Source organism: Myxococcales bacterium, assembly GCA_016703425.1.
Classification (GTDB): domain Bacteria; phylum Myxococcota_A; class Polyangia; order Polyangiales; family Polyangiaceae; genus JADJCA01.
Genome location: JADJCA010000009.1, coordinates 294,334 through 315,406, shown reverse-complemented (window position 1 = coordinate 315,406; position 21,073 = coordinate 294,334). Strand labels below are relative to the sequence as shown.

Annotated in this window: 16 protein-coding genes; 7 read left to right on the top strand and 9 right to left on the bottom strand. The window is 67.9% G+C overall.

Annotated features, from left to right (window positions below):
• Window positions 1–29: 29 nt before the first annotated feature.
• The 4 genes from IPG50_19045 to IPG50_19030 all read right to left on the bottom strand — a co-directional run bounded on the left by IPG50_19045 (window position 30) and on the right by IPG50_19030 (window position 6,269).
• Window positions 30–2,024: a hypothetical protein gene (locus tag IPG50_19045; GenBank protein ID MBK6694281.1), complete on the bottom strand. Its 1,995-nt coding sequence runs from the start codon at window positions 2,022–2,024 to the stop codon at window positions 30–32.
• An 86-nt stretch (window positions 2,025–2,110) separates the two neighbouring features.
• Complete coding sequence (locus IPG50_19040; GenBank protein MBK6694280.1) at window positions 2,111–4,951, bottom strand: cation-translocating P-type ATPase; 2,841 nt, start codon at window positions 4,949–4,951, stop codon at window positions 2,111–2,113.
• On the bottom strand, window positions 4,948–5,793 hold the full coding sequence (locus IPG50_19035) for a PspA/IM30 family protein (GenBank protein MBK6694279.1): 846 nt from the start codon (window positions 5,791–5,793) through the stop codon (window positions 4,948–4,950). Before IPG50_19035 ends, IPG50_19040 begins: the two co-directional genes overlap by 4 nt.
• A gap of 68 nt (window positions 5,794–5,861) precedes the next feature.
• A complete protein-coding gene (locus tag IPG50_19030; protein ID MBK6694278.1) occupies window positions 5,862–6,269 on the bottom strand; it encodes a hypothetical protein in 408 nt (135 codons plus the stop codon).
• A 355-nt stretch (window positions 6,270–6,624) separates the two neighbouring features.
• Here IPG50_19030 and IPG50_19025 point away from each other — a divergent pair, with 355 nt between their 5' ends.
• The 6 genes from IPG50_19025 (at window position 6,625) to IPG50_19000 (ending at window position 13,771) form a co-directional block, all read left to right on the top strand.
• Window positions 6,625–7,587: a serine/threonine protein kinase gene (locus IPG50_19025; protein ID MBK6694277.1), complete on the top strand. Its 963-nt coding sequence runs from the start codon at window positions 6,625–6,627 to the stop codon at window positions 7,585–7,587.
• A gap of 67 nt (window positions 7,588–7,654) precedes the next feature.
• A complete protein-coding gene (locus IPG50_19020) occupies window positions 7,655–8,998 on the top strand; it encodes a sigma 54-dependent Fis family transcriptional regulator (GenBank protein MBK6694276.1) in 1,344 nt (447 codons plus the stop codon).
• Between the two features lie 253 nt (window positions 8,999–9,251).
• Window positions 9,252–9,989: a hypothetical protein gene (locus IPG50_19015; protein MBK6694275.1), complete on the top strand. Its 738-nt coding sequence runs from the start codon at window positions 9,252–9,254 to the stop codon at window positions 9,987–9,989.
• Between the two features lie 102 nt (window positions 9,990–10,091).
• Window positions 10,092–10,874: a hypothetical protein gene (locus IPG50_19010; GenBank protein ID MBK6694274.1), complete on the top strand. Its 783-nt coding sequence runs from the start codon at window positions 10,092–10,094 to the stop codon at window positions 10,872–10,874.
• Between the two features lie 10 nt (window positions 10,875–10,884).
• Window positions 10,885–12,687, top strand: coding sequence for a serine/threonine protein kinase (locus IPG50_19005; protein ID MBK6694273.1), 1,803 nt, complete (start codon window positions 10,885–10,887; stop codon window positions 12,685–12,687).
• 106 nt (window positions 12,688–12,793) lie between these two features.
• On the top strand, window positions 12,794–13,771 hold the full coding sequence (locus tag IPG50_19000; protein ID MBK6694272.1) for a hypothetical protein: 978 nt from the start codon (window positions 12,794–12,796) through the stop codon (window positions 13,769–13,771).
• Window positions 13,772–13,783: 12 nt separating this feature from the next.
• Here IPG50_19000 and IPG50_18995 read toward each other — a convergent pair whose 3' ends face one another.
• Window positions 13,784–14,824: an ABC transporter ATP-binding protein gene (locus IPG50_18995; protein ID MBK6694271.1), complete on the bottom strand. Its 1,041-nt coding sequence runs from the start codon at window positions 14,822–14,824 to the stop codon at window positions 13,784–13,786.
• Window positions 14,716–16,242 (bottom strand): sigma-54-dependent Fis family transcriptional regulator, encoded by a 1,527-nt coding sequence (locus tag IPG50_18990; GenBank protein MBK6694270.1) that lies wholly within the window; start codon window positions 16,240–16,242, stop codon window positions 14,716–14,718. Before IPG50_18990 ends, IPG50_18995 begins: the two co-directional genes overlap by 109 nt.
• A 102-nt stretch (window positions 16,243–16,344) precedes the next feature.
• On the opposite strand from IPG50_18990, the gene IPG50_18985 reads away from it, so the two are divergent.
• Window positions 16,345–18,579 (top strand): OmpA family protein, encoded by a 2,235-nt coding sequence (locus IPG50_18985; protein MBK6694269.1) that lies wholly within the window; start codon window positions 16,345–16,347, stop codon window positions 18,577–18,579.
• A 25-nt stretch (window positions 18,580–18,604) separates the two neighbouring features.
• Here IPG50_18985 and IPG50_18980 read toward each other — a convergent pair whose 3' ends face one another.
• Genes IPG50_18980 through IPG50_18970 form a run of 3 tightly spaced genes read right to left on the bottom strand, consistent with a single transcriptional unit; the run spans window position 18,605 to window position 21,070 of the window.
• The gene (locus tag IPG50_18980) at window positions 18,605–19,759 is read right to left on the bottom strand and encodes a hypothetical protein (GenBank protein ID MBK6694268.1); all 1,155 of its coding nucleotides are present in this window, start codon (window positions 19,757–19,759) and stop codon (window positions 18,605–18,607) included.
• A 28-nt stretch (window positions 19,760–19,787) separates the two neighbouring features.
• On the bottom strand, window positions 19,788–20,495 hold the full coding sequence (bamD, locus tag IPG50_18975; GenBank protein ID MBK6694267.1) for an outer membrane protein assembly factor BamD: 708 nt from the start codon (window positions 20,493–20,495) through the stop codon (window positions 19,788–19,790).
• Window positions 20,492–21,070, bottom strand: coding sequence for a sigma-70 family RNA polymerase sigma factor (locus IPG50_18970; protein MBK6694266.1), 579 nt, complete (start codon window positions 21,068–21,070; stop codon window positions 20,492–20,494). The genes bamD and IPG50_18970 overlap by 4 nt, the downstream gene beginning before the upstream one ends.
• Between the last annotated feature and the right edge of the window lie 3 nt (window positions 21,071–21,073).

Sequence of the window (21,073 nt, the reverse complement as noted above, 5' to 3'; positions counted from 1 at the left end):
GCAGGTTAGCCGAATGTCCCTGCAGGGGCTCAGCGCGAGAGCGCGAACTTCGACCCGTCCCACGCGTACCGCAGCGACGCCACGCCGCCCCAAGGCAACAGCAACGGTTCGAGCGCGCCGGTGCCCGGTTGCTCTTGGCCCCAGGGGTAGGTCTTGTCAGTCCAGCCAACGGCTCGTCCCGGGCGTACGTCGACCTCGAAGGTCTTTCCGCCCTTCGCGGGGACGAACTGCACGAGGCCTTGCACTCGCTTTGCGCCGACCTCGCGCGCCGTCTCGATGCCGAACACGCGGGTGATCCCTTGCGCCGTCACGCTGTAGACGAACAACGTCTCGAGCTCGACCTTCGCCGCCCCTTGCTTGCTCGCCCCTTGCGCTTCGACGCGGCGCACGCCGCGGACGATGAGGTCCGCCGCGCCGTCGCCGTTCAGGTCGCGCGTCGTCATCTCCCGCACGTCACCTTCCGACTCGAACTGCGACAGCGTCAGGTACGCGTAGCTTGTGCCGCCTTTGAAGCCAGGCCCGAAGACCACGATGTCGCGCCCGATGAGCATCACGCGTTCGGGGCGAGCGTCCTCGGCGACGTGCACGAGCGTGTCGGTCTTGGGCTTCACGTCGTCGGCGACGCCGCGCTCCTTCTTGAACTGCTCGAGGAGCTGCTTGGCCGTGTCGCCGCCCTTCTTCTGAACCGGCGTCGGCGGCGCCGCCGCCACGGTCTGCGTGACGGCGTTGGCGGGCTTCTCGGCGGGCGCCGCCTCGGCGGCCTGCGCGACCTCCTTCGCCCGAACGAACTTGGTGCCGTCGAAGCGAAAGGACCGGGACTTCACGGCGCCCCAAGGCAGGAGAACGGGCTCGACGTCGGTGGTCACCGGCTCCTTGTACGTTTGGACGCTAAAACCCACCGGCGCCGCCGTGCTGATCTCGATCTCCTTGGCGCCGGCCCGCACCGCGTTGGTGACCTTGCGCGTTCCGTCGGTAACGAGGATCTCGTGGGCGAAGGTGGTGACCGGCTCGGCGCCGCCGAGCAGGCTCCACACCTCGAAGTGCTCGCGGCTGCCGCCCTTGGTATTGTAGCGACGGCGGACCACCAGATCGGCCTTGCCGCGTCCCGTCAGATCGCGCGCCTCGAGCTGCACGAGCTCGGCGCCGAGATCGCGGAAGAAGAACTCGCGCCCTTCGCGGTAGCCGGGGCCGCAGATCGTGAAGTAGTTGCCGAAGACGGACACCCGCTCCTTCATGGCGTCGCCGGCCACGTCTGCGTAGAGCTCGAACTTCGGCGCCTCACGAATGAGGCCCTTCGGCGCCAAGAGCGCGTCGACGAGCGCCTGCTCTGGCTCCGTCGGCAGCGCCGGCAGTCGTTTGGCGTCGCTCGCGTCGCCCTCGCCGGTCGCGAGGATGCTGCCCGTCGCGTCGGCGTAGTGGAGCGCGCCGCGCAGGCCCACGCGGAGCTGCGCGGCCTCTGGGAACGTGCTCCACGGAAGCGACGCTTCGAAGCTCACGCCGCCGTCGTTCGGCGCTTCGACGATCTTCGCGCCAGAGACGGCCTGTCCGCGGAGCTTGACGCTGCCCGCGCTCTCACCGGCTTGGCCCGGCTCGAAGCGCACCTCGTAGGTCGCGTAAGCGCCGCCGCCGCTGGGAAACGCGATGATGAGCGACGCCGCGGAGCGACCCGCGACGAAGCCCTTGTCGCCGATGTCGCCGCCCACGTAGATGCGCTCGGCGTCGTACTGCACGGCCGCGGAGAACTTCACCTTCGGCGTGCCCTTCACGATGACCTCAGCGGCGGTGCGCTGAGGCCACTCGAGCAGGACGCCGTCCATCTTGAGCTTCGAGTCTTTCGGCAAGAGCTCGGCCTTCAACGACGTCGCGAGCGAGGCGCCCGCCGTGGCGTTGCTCCCGAGGGCCGACGTTCCACCCTGGGCGACCATCGCCTCGCCGACGGATTCGTTGGCGCTCCTTTGCCCCGCTTGCACCGGCGCCGCGGCGGGCGCTCCGCCGCACGAGGCGACGGCGAGGAGCAGCGGCACGCTCCAGGGAGCGACAGAATACGGGCGGGCTCGGGCGGCGAAACGCGGCGACGTAAACATGGAATCCCCGGAGCGTGGCTAGGACTTCAGGCGGTGGCGCTCTTCTTCACGTCTGGTGATGGCCGCGTGACGAGCTTCACGAGCTCGACGACCGGGATGATCGATGCCGACAGCGCGACCAGGACAAGCCAGTCGTTTGACGACATGGGCAGGGTCTTGAAGACGGGCCGGAGCCCGGGGACCAAGACCGCGAGCAGGTGGATACCGGCGCTCACAGCCACGGCCAGGACCAGCGGCAAGAACACGATGGGCTTGAGGCCAAGGATCGACACGCGCGATGAGCGGCAGTTGAACGCGTGAAAGAGGGGACTGAGGGCCAAGAGCGAGAAGGCTACCGCGCGGCCGTAGTCGTGCTTCAAGCTCTCGCCCACGGACCAGGGCCAGAGGTAGCAAGCGATGCCGCACCCACCCATGAAGAGGCCCACGAGGATGATGCCCGCGTACTCGCGCGGTCGAAGCAGCCCCGTATCGTTGCGGCGCGGCGGCTCGTGCATCTGGGAGTCATCGGGGGCGTCGATGCCGAGCGCGAGCGCCGGCAGACCGTTGGTGACCAGGTTGATCCACAGGATCATCAGCGGCGTCAGCGGGTGCACGTTCGGGAGGAACGAGGCGACGAACACCGCGACCACCAGGCCGGCGTTCGACGAGAGTAAGAAGTAGATGAACTTCTGGATGTTCCGGTAGATGGCCCGGCCTTCGCGGACCGCGTGGACGATGGTGGCGAAGTTGTCGTCGGCGATGACCATATCGGCGGCCTGACGCGCGACGTCGGTCCCGCCCTTCCCCATGGCCACGCCGATATGAGCCTCGCGAAGCGCCGGCGCGTCGTTGACTCCGTCGCCGGTCATCGCGACAACGTGGCCGCGAGCCTTGAAGGCCCTCACGATGCGGAGCTTCTGCTCGGCCGTGACGCGCGCGAAGACGCGCACGCGGTCGACGCACTCCTCGAGCTCCTGGTCGGTCATCTTCGTGAGCTCGGCGCCGGTGCGCGCCTCGGCTCCCTCCGGGAAGAGACCCAACTCGCGGGCGATGGCCATCGCCGTGAGCTTGTGATCGCCCGTGATCATCACGGCGCTGACGTGAGCATCGGCGCAGGCTTGGACCGCCTCCTTCACGCCCTCGCGGGGCGGGTCGATCATGCCGACGAGACCCACGAACGTGAGATCCTTCTCGATGTCGTCGTGGTCGTTCAAGTCGACCACGAGCCGCTCTTCGCTCGAGCGAAGGACGCGCCGCGCCACGGCGAGTACACGCAAGGAAGCGCTCGACATGCGCTCCACTTGTTCGTTGATGCGCTTGCGCGTCTCGTCGTCGAGCGCGGTCACGCCACCGTCCGTATCCACACGGGTGCACATCGGGAGAAGCACTTCTGCCCCGCCCTTCGTGTGGACGATTTCGCGCCCCTTGGCGTCGAGCGTCAGGATCGTCATGCGCTTGCGATCACTGTCGAAGGGCACTTCCTTGAGGAGCTGATGCCCCGGCGTGAGCGATTCGCGCGGAAGGCCGCCCTTGGCCGCGAGCGTGAGGAGCGCCGCCTCCGTGGGGTCGCCGATGCCTTTCCACGTCCCTTCGCTGTTGATGTCGATGGTCGCGTTGTTGCAAAGTGCAACGATTTCGAGGAGGTGCCTTAGCGGTTTGTCAGGCACCGACACGGCCGCGCCGCCGGCCTCCTGGACTTCGCCGCGCGGATCGTAGCCGACGCCCGTGACGTTGTAGTTCGCGCCGCCGGCGTAGATCTCCCGGACCGTCATCTCGTTTTGCGTGAGCGTGCCCGTCTTGTCGGAGCAAATGACGGTGGCCGCACCCAGCGTCTCCACGGCCGCCAGCTTGCGAATGATCGCACCGCGCTTCGCCATGCGCTGCATGCCAAGGGCGAGAGTGATGGTGGTGATCGCCGGCAGGCCCTCAGGAATTGCTGCGACGGCGAGGCTGACAGCTTCGAGCAGCAGCTCCGTCCAGCTCCGATCGCCCTTGGTGAGACCACGGATGAACAGCAGCGCCGACAAGAGGAGGCACGCCCAGAGGATCTTCTGTCCAAAGACCTCGAGCTTCTCTTCCAGAGGGGTCTTGCCGGGCTCTGCCTGGCGCATCAATTCAGAGAGCTTGCCGAGCTCGGTGCGCACCGCCGTGGCCACAACGACAGCGCGGCCCTTGCCGCGCACGACGTTGGTACCGACGAACAACATCGTGGTTCGATCGCCCAAGGGCGCGTCTTCCGGCACCAGCGCGGCCGCGTCCTTTCCCACGGGAACGGACTCCCCGGTCAAGGCCGACTCTTCCGCCGCCATGTCGATCGACTGCACCACGCGAGCGTCGGCGGGGATGGCGTCGCCGGCCTCGAGCTCGAGCACGTCACCCGCGACCAGCTCCGCGGCGGGCACGACGGCGACCTTGTCGTCGCGGCGCACGCGCGCGTTTGGCGTCTGCATCTTCTGCAGCGCCTCGAGGGCCGCTTCCGCTTGGCGCTCTTGGTAGAAACCCAAGACGGCGTTCAGTCCCACGATCAGGAAGATCGCGATGGCATCGCCGAAGCGCGAGAGGGCCGGCTCGTTGGAGCGGCTCATGCCCTCGACAAGCGCGATGATGGCCGCGACCAGCAGCGTGAGAACGATCGGGTTGGCGAACTGCGCGAGGATACGCTTCCAGGCGCTCGGCGACGGCGGCGGTGGCAGCTCGTTCTTTCCGTCTTTGGCGAGGCGCGCCGTCGCTTCGGCCGTCGTGAGGCCCTTGTCGAGGTTCGTCGCGTAGTGCGCGACGAGCGCATCGCAGTCGAGCGAGTGGGCGACGTGGTCGCGCGGAGAGCCCGTGCTCGAGGGGGACGATTGAGGGGTTGGCGCGAGGGACGCCGCGGGGCCTTTTGTCGTCATGAACCCGCTTTGCGCTGCTGCGCGACCTGCTCGGCTTCGAGCTCTTCGAGCGCCGCCGCGAGCTCCTCTTGTTCGGCGCGGGTGAGCTCCGCCTGCTTAGCCTCGGGGCTGGCGTCGACGCGGGCGCCGGCCGCGGCCTTCGGCGCTTCCGCCTTGGGCGCCTCCGGTGGCGCGAGCCCCATCTTGCGCTTCAGCGCCAAGAGTTCTTCATCGGCCTCCGACGACTTCTCAAGGTCCTTGAACTTCGACGCCAGGACGTCGCCCGTGTACTCCTCGGATAGCTCGGCCCCGGCTTCCGCCTCGGCTTCGAGCTGATCGACCTTCTGCGCCATGCGATCGAAGGTCTCGAAGGCGCTCTGATCCTTGAGACCGCTCATCGTCTCTTGAATGGCCTTCTGCGCCTCGGCTCGCTTCTTCCGGGCGATGAGGACGTTCTTCTTCCGCTTCGCTTCCTCGATCTTGCTGTTGAGCATGCGGAGCGCACGCTTCAATTGATCGACGGCTGCCTTCTGCTTCTCCCACTGCTCCTTGTAGGCCGTGGCGAGCGAGTCGTGCTCCTTCTTGCGGGCCAGCGCGTCTTTCGCCAGCTCCTCGTTGCCGGCCTTCAACGCCATCATGGCGCGGCGCTCCCATTCGGCCGCGCTGGCCATCTCCTGCTCCATCTGCTTCATGAGCCGCTTCTCGTCGGCGATGGAAGCAGCGACCTGCTTTTTCGCTTCGATGAGCTGCGTGTTCATGTCCAGAACGACCTGGTTCAACATCTTCTCCGGGTCTTCGGAGCTGCTGATGAGGTCGTTGAGGTTCGATTTGATGAGCTGGGCGAGCCGCGCGAAAATTCCCATGGCCTTGTTCCGGAGGGGTGAGCGTGTGACGACGTGATCGGGCGCGAACCGTGACGAGAGCCGCGTGCTTACGCGCGGGGAGGAATGGATTCGGGGCGAACGAGGCGCGCCAAGAGCGGCACCTGTTGCGCGAGCGCGAGGTCGACCTCGTCGAGCGTCGCTTGGAGCTCGTTCATGTCGAGGTTCTCGAGCTCAAGGGCGCTCGAGAGGACGATGTGCTCCTTCTCGAGGCCGTAGGCCGTGTGGACCAAGCCCTCGGCGTTGTACTCGAGGAGCTTCCGCAGCAAGGACACGTTGGCGCTTCGGGCATCGGCGATACGAACCCGCACCACGACGAGCGGCGGATCAACGCGAACGACGATGGACGGCATCGAAGGGCTCGAGTGGACGAGGAATGTCCCCTTTTCGCCTTCGACCGTCTCAAACGTCCGATGCATCTGACTGAGATAAGCTTCGACGTCCTTTTCGGTTCGCATGCGGCCCGTAAGGTAGTCACCCAGGGTCGCCACCGCTAGTGTCCTCTCTTGGCTGAGGTGGCCTCCGCCATCCGGCGACTCCTTACTTGGGGGCCGTCGGTCGTGATTCAACGAGGACGCTCCGGGGCGGGCGCACGCCTCGTCCAGGACTTCGCCCCCTTTTTTTCCCCGCGGCGGCCCGGTCGCGCCGTTACATGTGCAAGCGGGACCTTCGAATGACCAAGAAAGCTCTTTGGGGAAGCGATGGGCCCCTGCTAGAGTCGGAGACTGCGCGATGCCGCCGGAATCAGGGTCCCTGATCGGTCAGGTCGTCGGGGGCCAGTACAAAGTCAGACGCCTCATCGGTTCCGGTGGGATGGGAGACGTGTACGAGGCCGACGCCAAGAACGGCGAGAAGGTCGCGCTGAAGGTGCTCCATGAGCGCGCGGCCCAAGACCCCGATCTGGTCGCCAGGTTTCAGCGCGAGGCCACCATCGCATCGCAGGTCAAGTCGCCCTACGTCGCCAGAATCCTGGGCGCAGGGAAGGACCGAAGCGGCAGGCTGTGGATCGCCTTCGAACGCCTGAGCGGCGAGCCGCTTGATGAGCGCCTCCGCCGAGAGCACTACCTGGCGTTTTCTGAGGTGGGCCCCATCGTCGACGACTCGCTTCAGGGACTCGAGGCGGCCCACAAGGCGGGCGTCATTCACCGCGATATCAAGCCCGCCAACCTCTACATCGAGAAGCGCAAGCTCACGGTCCGGGAGATCCAGGCGGGCGAGACCGAAGAGCGGACCCGAATTCTCGACTTCGGCGTATCGAAGATTCGTTCTCGCGGAAACAAGCCCAAGACAGAGCCCTCGCTGACGGCCTTCGACGCCACGCTCGGCAGCTTCGCCTACATGGCCCCTGAGCAGGTCCGCGGCTCCGCGCGCGTCGACGAACGCGCTGATCTCTACGCCCTCGGGGCCGTCGCCTTTCGCGCCCTCAGCGGCCGGTTGCCGTTCGAAGGGACGAACGCATTAACCCTCATCGCGCTCAAACTCGACCGCGAGCCGCCGTCGCTGGCGTCCGTCACGGGCGACGAATGGCCCGTCGTCATTGAGCGCTTCCTCGAGCGCATGATGGCTCGCGATCGCGAACGGCGCTTCGAGACGGCCAGTGAGGCCCTTACGGCGTGGCGCAAGGTGCTCGACGCGATGGGCTCCGGTGGGGCCGCCGGCGTGCCGCAGCCCCGGCCGCGGTCCGCGAGCATCCCTGACGAAGACGCGACGGCGGTCACGTTCGCCGACACGATGACTTCGTCAGAGACGGATGGCGGCGGCCGCAAGGGCCGGTAACGGCCTGATGTTCGCGTCCTCGTCAACGAACGTGCTTTTCTAGAATCGATCGTGGTACAACGCGGCCGTGGAGCAGACCATTGTCGCCCGGGGCAAGGTGGAGGTTCGCGGCGGGGCCGTAAAGGTCTCGAAAGGGAACGCGAACAAACCGAAGCTCGAGATCGGACCGGAGACGCTCGTCGTCGGCCGCAACGAAGCTTGTGATCTCGTCCTCGACGATCGCAAGGTGAGTGCGGTTCACATGGAACTCGTCGCGACCGAGCGGGGCGTCCGCGTCCGCGACCTCGGCTCCCGCAACGGTTCCTTCGTGGGCGATACCCGCGTCGGTGAGGTCTACCTCACCAAGCACACGTGGATCACGTGCGGCGACACGATGCTGGAGTTTACGCCGGCGCAGCCGGAACAGGTCGACGTGCCCGAGGTCGGCGCGTTCGGCCCCGTGGTCGGCAACAGCCCCGCCATGCGCGCCGTCTTCGAGCGCCTGCGAAAGGCGGGCCCGACGGATCTGACGGTCCTCATCACCGGCGAGACGGGCTGCGGCAAAGAGCTCGTCGCAGCGGCCATTCACCAGGCCTCGAACCGCGCCAATCGCCCTTTCATCGTCGTCGACTGCGGCGCCATCGCGCCGTCGCTCGCCGAGAGCGCCCTTTTCGGTCACGAGCGAGGCTCGTTCACCGGCGCCGTCGAGAAGCGCATTTCTCCCTTCGTCGAAGCCGACGGCGGGACCATCTTCTTGGACGAGCTCGGTGAGCTCCCCGTTGATGTCCAGCCGAAGCTCCTTCGCGCCCTCGCCGAGCAGCGCATCAAGGCCGTCGGCTCCAACACCTACCGGCCCGTGAACGTCCGCGTGCTCGCCGCGACGCGCCGCGATCTCGTCCGCGAGGTCAACCACGGCAACTTCCGAAGCGACCTTTATTTCCGCGTCGCGCAGGTCAAAGTCGAGTTGCCGGCGCTGCGCCAGCGGCTCGAGGACATCCCGCTCTTGGTGCGCCGCATGGTCGGCGACATGGGCGACAAGACTGCGTACGACCGAATCCCGACGGACTCGCTCGAGCGCCTCATGCGCCATGACTGGCCAGGCAACGTCCGCGAGCTTCGAAACGTGGTCGCGGTGGCGTTGGCCTTCGGCAAAGACGGCCCCCTCGACATCGCGCAGTACCTCTCGCCCCTCACCAGCTCGGCGGCCGAATCGACCCCGACCCGTGGTCGCACGTTCCAAGACGCGAAGCGCGAGGTCCTCGCCAAGTTTGAGCGCGACTACTTCACCGCGCTCTACGCCGAGTGCAGCGGCAACGTCAGCGAGATCGGGCGCCGGGCGGCCATGGAGCGCGCCCACGTGCGCGGGTACCTCCGGCGCCACGGCATCGGTGACTGGAAAGACAAGGGCGGCAGCGACAAGGATCGCCTCTAGAAGGCTCCTTCGCGCGCGCCCACATGTGCGCCGCCCTCGCCGTTGGATCGTGAAACGCCATGGAGGTCCTCGAAAATTCGGGGTGGCGAGGGCCTTCTGTCTGCGAGAGTCGCATCTTTGCGCACGTCCGCTGAGGCCGAACTCATCCAATCTCGCAGGAAATTGGCGGGTAGCGCTCCCCGCCGCGTGCGCGAGGCCTTTGGCGACCGTTGGCATCCTCTTAGCAAGCACTCCCGTTGTCTGGAGTGCCCCCATGAATTCCATGATCCGCCGTTTCCAGTCCCTGTTCGTGCGGCCCGAGACCGCTAGCAAGCCGGCCCCCGCGGCGCGCGTGTGGCCGCCGCCTCCGCAAGGCGAGCGCGAGATCACGCTCCGCAGCATGGCCGAGAGCGGCGTGCGCGAGCGACGCCCCTTGCCCTTGCCCATCGACGCCACGCTTCGAAGCGCGAGCTACGACGACGGCGGCCTTCGAGCCGGGGCCCAGGAGCGGATGGCCCCGCACTCGCCGCTCGACGATGCGCGAACCGACGAGATCGAGGCCGCGCCGCCGACGATGAAGTCGGAGCGCCCCAAGATGCTTCGGCCCATCGTCGCGGAGGAGCCAGAGGCGGAGACGCTCGACCGGGACACCGCCGACGGCGCCTGTGCACTTCCGCCCGTGCGGATGGAGCCCAACGGTCCTTGGGAGGCCGACGAGCCGGCCGTTCGCGGCGTCGACAGCGCCGCCGCCACTCCCGCGAGCAGCCGACCCGCGTTGCCACGCCGGCGCGCGTCGACGCCGTCCCAGCGAAGCCAGCCGTTCTGTGTCCTTCAGCTCAGCTGTCCGGCGTCGTCGGGCGCCCTCTGGCCCGATGACGAAGAGGAGGCGGCGCTCTCGCCGCTTCGTCCCGCGTCGGCGCCGCTCTCAGAAGACTCGATGACGCTGACCGGGGAGCTCGTGGCCGCCGCCGGAATGGCGGGACAGAACGGCGGAAAGGCGAACCGACTCTAGCGCCCGCGGAGCTCCGCCCGACCGCCTTCGAGTCGGTCGGATCCGAGGGAGGCGAGAACGACGAGGGACACGGGGACGCCGAGTCGGTTTAGGCTTGGCTCGATGTTCGGCGTGCCTCGAGGCTTCTCCCTCTTCTCCATGTTGGCGAGCGCGGTCTGCGCGGGCCTCTTGGCGCGCATGGCCTGGGACAAGCCTCGGCTGGCGCTGCCGATCTTGCTCGTCCTTGTGCTCTCGCTCCTTCCCGCGGTGCTCGCACGGCGGCGCATGATGCGCCTGCTTCGGAGCGGCGACGTCGAGGAGATTCTGGGCGCGTGGGCCCCGAGCATGGGCCGCCTCGTGCATCCCGAGACCACGACCCCGATGCTCGTCGCGACGGCCTACGCGTCGCATGGCTTCGTGGCGGCGGCGCGGCGCGCGCTAGGGCGGGCGGCGCGCGGGCCCGCGTGGGACGCGGCGGTGGAGCAAAGGCTCGTGCTCGACACCTTGCTCGACACCTTCGAAGGCGAGCAGGCGCGCTCTCTCATGCAGGCCGACATGCTCGAGGCGTTGCCCCGGCCGAAGGCAGGTTTTTGGGTGAATCGGCGCGTGGTGGCGCTCCGGCGTGGCGTCGCCGCGCTTGCCCGGGCCTTCGCGCATCGGAGTCGCCAAGACGACCTGCGCTCGCTCAGGCGCGCTGCCAAGAACTCGCCGCTGGTCCACTGGGCGATGCTCTATGGCGAGGCCATCGTGGCCATTGACGCGGGCGACCGCGCCCACGCGGCGCGCCTCCTCGCCGGGGCGCCAGCTTGGCCCGGCGAGAGCGCGTTTCGCTCCTTCCATGGCGAGCTCGCGGCGCACATGGCCAAAAGCCAAGCGACCGACGACACGAGCCCAAAACCGCTATAGACTCCTAGGAATGTTCGCGCCGCCCGCGCGATCTCGTTCGCCACGGCTCCCGGAGCTCGGGAAATACGAGGTCATCGAAGAGATCGGTCACGGTGGCATGGCGACCGTCTACCGCGCTCGCGATCACCGCCTCGCGCGGGATGTCGCCGTGAAGGTCATTCATCCGCACCTCCGCGAATCCACGGAGGTCGCCGTTCGCTTTCGCGGGGAGGCGCACGCCGTCGCCAAGCTGCGTCACCCGAACATCGTCGAGGTCTTCGACGTCTCCGCCGACGACGAGCCCGAGCAATACCTCGTCGTCGAGCTCTTGCGGGGGGCGACGCTGCGCAAGATCCTCAAAGACGGCGGCGAGCTGCCACCGGAGGTCGCGGCGTCGCTCGCGGTCGAGCTATTGGGCGCGCTGGCCCACGCGCACGCCGAGGGGGTCGTTCACCGCGACATCAAGCCGGAGAACGTGATCCTCGAGCACAAGGCCTTCGCGGAAGGCGCCACGCTCCCCGAAAGGGTTCGCGTCAAGCTCACCGATTTTGGCATCGCCAAGCTGCTCGACGCGCAGGGCGTCACGTCCACCGGCCAGGTCTTGGGCAGCCCGGCGCACATGGCTCCCGAGCAAATCGAAGGCGGCGAGGTCGACGCGCGCGCTGACGTTTTCGGCCTCGGCGTCTTGCTCTACGAGTGCATGGTCGGTCATTTGCCGTTTGAAGGCGCCAACCCCGCGCAGGTGCTCCGTCGCGTCCTCGAGGGCGTTTACCCGAGTGCCGAGCGGGAGCGGCCCAAGGTCGGGCGGGCGTGGTCGACGATCCTCGACGGGGCATTGGCGCGTGAGCCCAAGGATCGCTTCGCCGGCGCCAACGCGATGCGCGACGCCATCGTGAGCGAGCTCGCTCGCGTCGGCGTGAGTGACACGAAGGCGCTCTTGGCGGACTACTTCGACGCGCCGCAAGAATGCTCGGCGAAGCTAGAAGAGGAGCTCGTCCCGCGTCTCGCGAAGCTGGGCACCGACGCCCGTCGCGAAGGACGCCACATGGACGCGGCCTCGTACACCAACCGCGCGTTGGCGTACGCGCCCAACGACCCCGCGCTCTTGGCCAGCGCGTCGAGCCTAGGCCGCATCGATGCACGGCAACGCGCGTTGCGGCGTGGCGTCCCCATTGCGGCCGTGATGGTGACCTTTGCTGTCATCGGCTATTTCGGCAGCCGGTTCTTCGTGCGCCCGCCGGCGACCGCGAAACCCATCCCATCGCGCGTCGTCGACGCGCCGGCGCCGAGCTTGGCGGTCGCGCCTTCCACGCCGCCGCCCCCGCCCTCCGCGCCGACGACAGCGCCGCTGCCGGCTCCGCCGGTCGTCCGGACCGTGGCTTCGGCCGTTGTGGCCAAGGCGGAGCGTGAGCTCGTCGTTCGCTCGGTGCTCCCGACCTACGGCGTCACGCTCACGCTCGACGGCACGCCGGTGCCGCGCATCGAAGCGGGCAAGCGCATCACGGCGAGTCGCGACGCGCACACCATCAAGCTGACCTGCGCCAACGACGCTTGCGAACCGGAGGTCCGAACGGTGGCGCCGGGCGACCAGGACGTGGAGCTCGACATCAAATTGGCGATGCGGCCAGCGACCTTGGTGGTCGAGACCAAGTCGACCTCGAAGTTCCAGATCCTGGAAGTGCCGATGCCGGTGTTCGGGCCCCGCGAGATCGTCCGCGTTCCGCTCGGCACGTCGGGCAAAAAGACCGTCACTGTGGCCGAGCTCTCGCCGCCGAACCGCAAGGAGCTGGTCGAGCTAGCGGCCGGCAAACAGAGCAGCGTCACCATCGAATAGACTGGCTGGCTAGCGGGCTGGCTAGCTGCCTGGCTAGCTGCCTGGCTTGCGGGGCGGGTTCAGGGCCATGGAAATGGGGGCTCACGCTCCGATAAGCTCAGCTTCGATGCGTCGCGGTGCCCAGGCTTGGCTCTTCGCGGCCACGTTGCTCCTCTCGGGAGTCGCGTGGGGCAACGAGCTCGCGGACCTCGATCGCGGCAAGAACGCCTATCGGGCCCGCGCCTACGAGGAGGCCGACACGCGGTTTCGGGCCATGCTCGACCCGAAGAGCGGCACGTTGAAGGAGCCGACCGTCGTGACGGAAGCGCTCATGTATTACGGAGCCGTGAAGCTTGCGCGCAAGGAGCCCGCAGAAGCGAGCCGCATCTTCGAAGAGCTCCTGACCAAAGAGCCGCTCTTCGAGCCGGACCCCTTGAGCTTTCCCACCGACGTCCTCGACTTCGTCAGCGACACGAGGCACCGCTTGCGCGAGCGGCTCGCCGCACAAGCGCGTGAGGTCGCGCGCCGCGACGCGGAGCGCAAGGCGCGCGAGGAGGCGGACCGCAAACGCGAGGCCGACCGCGTCGCTCGACTCGAGCGCCTCGCCTCAGAAGAAACTGTGCGCGAGCCCCGCAACCGGTACGTAGCGTTCATTCCTTTCGGCGCTGGCCAGTTCCAAAACGGCCAGCGGGCGCTCGGCTGGACGCTCCTTGGCGTCGAGACCGCGCTCGTCGCCGTGGGCACGGCGGTTGTTCCGTTTTACCTCGCCGAGCGGCGGGCCATGAACGAGACCTACGATCCGTCGGCACGTCCCGATGCCACGGCGCAAGCCGAGTCACACCGCGATTCGGCTCGGACGCTCCAGATCGTGAACCTCAGCGCCTACGGGATCTTCGCGGCCACGGCCCTGTTCGGTGTCGTCCAGGCGAACCTCGCATTTTCACCGGAGGTCGTTCGCGTGCAAAGGCGGAGCCCGACGGAGCTGCCGCCGCCGAAGGCACCGGCGACGCCGACCGACACGCCTTCGCATGAGGGCGTGTCCGTGGCTCCGCGGATCACGCCGAGCGCCCGAGGGCTCGCGCTGGGCGTCGAGGGACGCTTCTAACCAGAGCGAGTGCTAAAGAGCGCGGCGGACGAAGATCTGCTCCAACGTCTCGCGCTTCGGAATGACGCTCGACACATGGGCGCCTGCGGCGAGGGCTGCCGTGAGCACCTCGTGAACCGCATCGTCGCCGCTCACCTCAAGGACGTGCGCCGAGCCGAGGGCCCGGAGCTCATGCCCCTTCGTGCGGAGGTCTTCGGCGAGCGCATCGGACACCTTGTCGAGCGTGATCTCGGCCGAGCGAGCTTCGCCGCCCACGAGCTCGCGGATCGTGCCCTTCAGCACCACCGTTCCCGCGCGCAGGATGCACACGCGATCGCACAGCATCTCGACGTCACTGAGGATGTGACTGGAGAAGAAGACCGCGCGCCCTCGGCGGCGCTCTTCGATGATGAGGTCGCGCACCTCTTTGCGGCCCACCGGGTCGAGGCCGCTCATGGGCTCGTCGAGTATGAGCAACTCAGGCTCGTGCACCAATGCCGCCGCGAGGCCGGTGCGTTGCAGCATGCCCTTCGAGAGGTTGCGAGCCGGCCGATCGATGGCTTCGCTCATGCCAACCCGCTCGATGACCGCCTCCACGCGCTTTGGGAGCGCGGCGCCCGAGACCCCTGAAAGGCGGCCGCAGAGGGAGACGAACTCGCGCGGCGTGAGGTAGGGGTAAATGTACGGGTTCGCGGGCAAGAGGCCGACGCGGTTCATGGCCTCGGGCGAGGGCGCCGCTTCGCCGAGGATCGAAGCGCGACCACCGGTTGGGCGAATGAGCCCCGTCAGCATCTTGAGGGTCGTCGTCTTGCCGGCGCCATTCGGGCCGAGGAATCCGAAGATCTCGCCCTCGAAGGCCTCGAACGAAATGCCCCGCACAGCCTCCACCTTCTTGCCGGAGAAGGGCTTCTTGAAGGTCTTCTTGAGCTCGAAGACGCCGAGGACCGTTCGGTCTGCCACGCGAGTTACTCCAGCTCGGGCTCGCCGGCAGCCCCGTATTCGTGCAGCTTGTATTGGACCTTGCGCGTCGAGATGCCCAGGATGAGGGCCGCCTTCGAGGTCGAGCCACCGCATGCTTCGAGCGTCTTCAGAATGGCGTAGCGCTCCAAGTCGGCGATGGTGGAGCCCGGTACCGGCGGTGGCCCGCCCCGCTCGCCATCGGGGACGACGGCCTTCGGCAGGTGGCGCAACTCCACTTGCGCGGTGTCGCACAGCACGACGGCGCGCTCGACCACGTTCTCGAACTCGCGCACGTTGCCCGGCCATCCGTAGTTCGATAGGCGCTCCAGCGCGTCGGTGGAGAAGCCTTCGATGGTGCGGCCGTTCTCCGCGGCGTAGCGCCTCAGGAAGAACGAAGCGAGCGTCGGGATGTCGCCACGCCGCTCCCGGAGCGGCGGCAAGTCGACGGTGACGACGTTGAGCCGGTAGAAGAGGTCCTCTCGGAAGCGGCCTTGCTTGATCTCCGACTCGAGGTCCCTGTTCGTCGCGGCGATCACGCGAACGTCCACCTTGAGTGTCTCGTTGCCGCCGACGCGTTCGAAGGTTCGCTCTTGGAGGAATCGCAGCAGCTTGACCTGCGTGCCCTGGGGTATCTCGCTGATCTCGTCCAAGAACAGCGTGCCGCCGTCGGCCTGCTTGAAGCGACCCTCGCGGCGACCGACGGCGCCGGTGAAGGCGCCTCGCTCGTGGCCGAATAGCTCGCTCTCGAGCAAGGACTCGGCGAGGGCGGCGCAGTTGAGTCGAACGAAGGGCTTGTTCGCGCGCGTCGACGCGCTGTGGATCGCTTCGGCGATGAGCTCTTTTCCTGTTCCGCTCTCGCCGGTGACGAGGACGCTGGCGCGGCTCGGCCCCACTTGCGCGACGAGGTCGAGTAGCTGCTTCATGCGCGGGTCGCTGGTCACGATGAGGCCCGCGGCGTTGCGCTCCCTCAGGCGGTCGCGCAGCTGGCGCGTCTCCTGGACGAGCCGCGCCTTCTCCATGGCGCGCTCGACCACCGCCGTCAGTGACTCGAGCTCCAAGGGCTTCGTGAGGTAGTTTTCGGCCCCCTTTTTGACCGCGAGGACCGCGCTCGAAATGGTCCCGAAGGCCGTCATCACGACGAACACGGCGCCGGGCATGGCGCTTTTCGCCTTCTCCATGAACGCAATGCCATCGAGGCCCGGCATCTTCAGGTCTGTCAGGACGACGTCGGGCTGAAAGTCCTCAAGCTTGCCAAGGGCCTTGAATCCGTCCGCGGCGGTCTCGGTGGTGTAGCCCTCGTCGTGGAGAATCTCGCTGAGCGCCGCGCGCGCGTTGGCTTCGTCGTCGACGATGAGGATGCGGCCGCGCGGTTCTCGTCGTCCGCGCAGCGAGGCCTCTCCAGCGGGCTCGCGAGACGCCGCGGGGACGTCGACTGGCGTGGCCGGCGGCGCCGCTGCGTCGCTAGCCGTCCCGACGCTGAAAGGCGGCGTTTCTCTTTCGTGACTCCCGCGTGCGTTTGGGCTCGTAACCATCGCTCCGCATCTTCCCACGTCCTTGGTCCGAAAAAGAAGGCCCAGCACGTTGGTCGGCGCTCGAATCGGCCCGCGGAGGCGTGTTAGCCTCCCGCCCCAACGATGAACCGACTTCTATTGGTTTCGCTTGGCTTGCCGTCCTCCCTCGCCCTCGTGCTCGCTGCGTCCACGGCGTCGGCGCAGGTCACCTTCGGAGGGAGCGCGAGCGGAAGCGCCGCGGCTCCGGCTCCGGCTCCGGCTCCCGCCGCGCCGAAGGTGCCGGCAGCGGCTGCAGCCGCGCCAGTGGCCGCCGCGCCGCCGCCTGCGTCGGCTCCCGTCGTCGGGGCCCTCGCCGAGGGCGACAACAACAAGGAGGGCAACGAAGCCGACGCCGAATGGGCCGAACGCGATCGCGCCCTCATGGAGTCGAGCACGCTGCACGGTCAGCTAGGCCTCCTGCGAACTCCGCACGCGCAAGGCGGAGCGCCGGGCCAGTTTCGTTTAGGCTTCACGACCGAGTACTTCTCCGCCGGCTTCCTCTGCACCGCCAAGTTTCCTTGCCCGAGCACAGCGCCCGGCGGCACCGCCGTGCAAACCGACTCGCTCGATCACTTCGGTGGGACGATCTCCCTCGGCGTCTCGATCGCGAAATGGCTCGAGGCGTACGCCTCGACGAGCGCCTACGGCAACTCGAGCAACGCCAATCGTCCCTCGCTCCTTCAGGTCCTCGGCGACACGAACCTCGGAGCGCGCGTGCACGGCGCTCTGGCAAAGACGTTCCATGTCGGCGGCTTCGCCGAACTCTGGCTCGTCAACGGTTCGGGGCGCGTGGGTCTCGAGGGCGGCGGCACGGGCTTCAAGTTTGGGCCCGTCGCCACCCTCGACCTCCGCGGCATGCAGAAGCCGGTGCCGCTCCGCACGAGCCTCGCGCTCAACTACATGTTCGACAACACCGCCAAGGTCGTTGAACGCACCGAGCAGCTCCGCGGTCAGCCGGTGACGCGCATCGAGCGCTTCGGTCTCGGCGTCAATCGCGTCGACCACTTCGACATCGGCCTCGGCGTCGAAGGCCTCTTCGCGGACGAGCGCGTGCGCCCCTTCGCCGAATACACGGTCATCGTTCCCGTGAATCGGCAGGGTTACGCGTGCCGCCTCAACAACCCGTCGAGCGACCTCTGCATGAAGAACGAGCCGCTTGCGCCGCAGCGGATCACGTTGGGCAGCCGCTTCCTCCCGTGGAAGCGCGGCTTCGGTCTGACGGCGGCCTTCGACTTCGGCGTGTCGGGCACCAAGACCTTCGTCGAGGAGCTGGCGCCGGTCGCGCCGTGGACGCTCTTCCTCGGCGCCGGCTGGAACGTCGACACGCAGGACCGGCCGCCCGTCGTGAAGCTCCGCACGGTGGAGAAGATCATCGAGCGGACCGTGGTGCGCGGTCGCGTGAAGGGCTTCGTCCACGAGAAGGACAAGCAAGAGGGCATCGCCAACGCCATCGTCGCCTACGAGAACCACCCCGAGATCACGTCGATGGTGACGGGGCCCGATGGCCGGTTCACGACGCAAGAGCTCGGCGAGGGCGGCTACGGCTTCCTCGTCAAGGTCGATGGCTACAAGGACGGCCAGTGCACGGCCACCGTCGTGAAGGGCGCGCCCGAGGTCAACGCCGATTGCGTCCTCGAGGCGCTGCCGCGCGTCGGCACCATCGTCGGTCGCGTTCGCGACGCGGCGACGCAAGCCCCCATTCAAAGCGCGACGGTCAAGGTCGTCGACGCGGCGAAGAAGGAGAGCTCGCTCGGGACCGACGGCCAAGGGTCGTTCCGCGTGGCCGACGTTCCGCCGGGCACTGTGAGCTTCACCGTCGAAGCCGACGGTTACCTCGTCCAAGTGATGCCCAGCGACATCAAGGCGCGGCAAGACAACCCCGTCGACATCTTGCTGACGCCGAAGCCGAAGAACGCGCTCGTCACCGTCGGCAAGACCGAGATCACCATCAAGCAGCAGATCCAGTTCGCCGTCGATTCGGCCGTCATCCTGCCGGAGTCGCAGGCGCTGATGACCGAAATCGCCGACGCCATGATCCGCACCGCTCGCATCCGTCGCGTCGAGATCCAAGGTCACACCGACAACACCGGCACGCCGGACCGCAACAAGACGCTCAGCGAACAGCGCGCCGAGGCCGTGCGAGGCTGGCTCGTCGACCATGGCGTGGGTCCCGATCGCATCGCCGCGAAGGGCTACGGCCAAACCAAGCCGCTTGTGCCGAACGTGACTGCCGCGAACAAGGCCCGCAATCGCCGGGTTCAGTTCGTCATCCTCGAACAGGACCCGGCCCCGGCGGCCACACCAGCCACGAGGAAGTGAGTCGCCGCGGCGCCCGCGGGCGCCGCTATTTGGCGAGCTTGTAGACGACGCCCGCGCCGACGTCCGTGAAGTAGACGAAGTCGGCGTCGAGGGCGACGGCTCCCGTCTGAACGAAACCGCTCGCGAGAAGCGCAGCCGGCTGGCCCGGGCCTGGGGTGCGCATGACAGCCTGCCCCGTGGCGAGGTACACGCCGCTCGCGTCCGCGGCGATCCCTCGCAGGCCCGTCGTGCCCGTCATGAGGCTTTCGGATGGTCCGCCAGCGAGTGGGAGCGAGACGGCCCGATCACCAGAGGCGACGAGGAGCGCTCCGCCGAAGAGCGCGAGGCGCGTCGGCGCGGTGACGCCGGTGAGGAGCGTCGTCGTCACGAGGGGCGAGCGCGCGGTTCTGAGGATTCGGCCTCCTGCAATGTCTACCGTGAAGAACGCGTTCGCGTCGGCTGCCACGGCGCCCACCTCGCCGAGGCCTGACGCGATGACGGTCCCTTGCGAGTTCGTGCTCGTCTTGGGCACCGTCCGTAGCTCCGGTCCATTGCCGAAGACGACGTCGGCCGCGTCGAGGATGATGCCTCCGATCAAGGTGTCGAAGCGACTCGCGGGAATCACGCTTCCCGGCGTCCCGTCGCTCGCGTGACGGCGTACCTGCACAACGGCTGAGGGGACCGCCTGCGGAAGCGCGAGCGTGTAGTAGACGTGACTCCCGTCGGTGGCGAAGGCTCTCGGGAAACCGCTCTCCTGGGCGATGTTGACGAGCGCTCCTCCGCCCTTCGATACGCGCCGAATGTGGTTCGGGTCACCGGGCGTTCCCGCGGCGCCATTGTTCAGGAAGAACACGAAGGCGCCCTCGACCGCGAGCTCGGCAGGGCCCGACTGACCCGATGCGAGCACGACCGGCTGACAGAGCCCCGCCACGCAAGTCGAGCCGCGGCAGTCGTGGCCGCACGTGCCGCAGTGTGCCGCCGTCGTGTTCGTGTCGGTCTCGCACCCGTCGGCGGCGATGCCATTGCAGTCTGCACGCGTGTTGCAGCCGGCATCGGCGGTCGCTCCGGCGTCGCTGCCGAAGGCGCCAGCATCGCCCGGACCGACTTCGAGCCACGCGTCGCCGAGCCCCGCCGCGTCGACGGCCACCGGGCGTGCTCCGCCGAGACGAACGTCACCGCCGCAGGCGACGAGAGCGGCCAAGGTGAAAGGCGCCGTGCGTCGCACCAAGCTACTCGCCCCCGTCGCGTTCACCGAGCAGGGAGCGCACCCGCCGCGCGTGGGCGCTCCCTGGGTGCTTCCGTTGAAAGTTGTCTCCCAGGCGCCTGGCCTCTGTCATGTCGCCGTTCGCCACGCGCGCCTCGATGCGAAGCAGATCGGCCTCTTGCCTCAACGTCCCCTGCGGGAACGCGCGATCGTAAGCCCCCAGCTCAAGAAGTGCAGCGGCCGGTCCCTGCGATTTCAGCGCCTGTCGCGCCTTGTCGAGGGCGAGGATCTCTTGGGCGAGGTCGGCCGGCGCGCCGCTCGCAACCGGCTTAGGGGTCGGGGTCGGGGTCCGGGAGGTCGAGGTCGAGGTCGAGGTCGGGGTCGGGGTCGAGGTCGAGGTCGAGGTGACTAGGGTCCTGACGGACCCGTCGACATGACTGGACTCCGTCCCTTCGGGACTCCGTCCAGTAATGTTCGAGGTCGAGGTCGAGGTCGCGCTCCAAACGGCTGCGCCCACGAGGGCCAAGCCGACCCCACCAACGAGCCACCACTTGAGCGTCGCCGAGGCCCCCGTGCTGCTTGCTGCCGCGCCGCCGCCGCCGGCCTCGAGCGCTAGCTTGAGCGCCTCCGCCTTCACGGCCGGCGAAGGCGCATCGTTGATGCCGCCGCGGAGGAGGCTCTTGACGAACTCATCCTCGTTGGCATCGCCGATGAGTCGCTTGGGATCGGTCACGAGCGCCCTCCTTCCAGCGCGGCGCGGAGCCGCTTCGCGCTCTTGTCGAACTGCTCGCGGGCGCGCCGCAGGCGCGACGCCGCGGTGCCGCCAGGAATCTCGAGCGCGGAGGCGATCTCCGGCACCGTCATGCCTTCAAGCTCGAAGAGGACGAAGACCTGACGTGCGTCGTCGTCGAGGCCCGCGAGCGCGCGGTCGAGCAGCTCGCGCGCTTGCGCGTCGGCCATCGATTGCTCAGGGTTCGGCCGCGGGTCGGCGAGCCCCGCGACGTACTCTTGATCGCTGAGGTCTTCGCGCTTTCGCGCGTAGGCGCGGCGTTGCTCCGCCATCACGTTCGTCAGCGTTCGGTAGAGAAACGCGCGCTCTTTGCCTGCCTCGATGTCGTCGATGCGGCGCGACGCGACGATGAACGTCTGCTGAGCCGCGTCGTCGGCCGCCGCGTCGGGGAGGCCGAGACGGCGAGCGGTGCGCCAGACGAAGTCGAATTGTGCTCGCACGAGTCCCTCGATGCGCACGGAATTGCTGCTGCTTTGGCCGCTGACGGGGATCGCGGGACGATCCCCTCCGGGCTCCATGGC

Excerpts from the sequence above, each read along its gene's own strand:
- IPG50_18990 (MBK6694270.1), bottom strand. The coding sequence starts at position 16,242 with ATGGTTACGAGCCCAAACGCACGCGGGAGTCACGAAAGAGAAACGCCG.
- IPG50_19030 (MBK6694278.1), bottom strand. The coding sequence starts at position 6,269 with ATGCGAACCGAAAAGGACGTCGAAGCTTATCTCAGTCAGATGCATCGG.
- IPG50_18995 (MBK6694271.1), bottom strand. The coding sequence starts at position 14,824 with ATGCGGTGGCTCGACCTCGAAGGCGGCCCTCATCCTGGGCATCTCGAC.
- IPG50_19040 (MBK6694280.1), bottom strand. The coding sequence starts at position 4,951 with ATGACGACAAAAGGCCCCGCGGCGTCCCTCGCGCCAACCCCTCAATCG.
- IPG50_19010 (MBK6694274.1), top strand. The coding sequence starts at position 10,092 with ATGTTCGGCGTGCCTCGAGGCTTCTCCCTCTTCTCCATGTTGGCGAGC.
- IPG50_18985 (MBK6694269.1), top strand. The coding sequence starts at position 16,345 with ATGAACCGACTTCTATTGGTTTCGCTTGGCTTGCCGTCCTCCCTCGCC.
- IPG50_19035 (MBK6694279.1), bottom strand. The coding sequence starts at position 5,793 with ATGGGAATTTTCGCGCGGCTCGCCCAGCTCATCAAATCGAACCTCAAC.
- IPG50_19000 (MBK6694272.1), top strand. The coding sequence starts at position 12,794 with ATGCGTCGCGGTGCCCAGGCTTGGCTCTTCGCGGCCACGTTGCTCCTC.
- IPG50_19005 (MBK6694273.1), top strand. The coding sequence starts at position 10,885 with ATGTTCGCGCCGCCCGCGCGATCTCGTTCGCCACGGCTCCCGGAGCTC.
- IPG50_19015 (MBK6694275.1), top strand. The coding sequence starts at position 9,252 with ATGAATTCCATGATCCGCCGTTTCCAGTCCCTGTTCGTGCGGCCCGAG.
- IPG50_18970 (MBK6694266.1), bottom strand. The coding sequence starts at position 21,070 with ATGGAGCCCGGAGGGGATCGTCCCGCGATCCCCGTCAGCGGCCAAAGC.
- IPG50_19025 (MBK6694277.1), top strand. The coding sequence starts at position 6,625 with ATGGGAGACGTGTACGAGGCCGACGCCAAGAACGGCGAGAAGGTCGCG.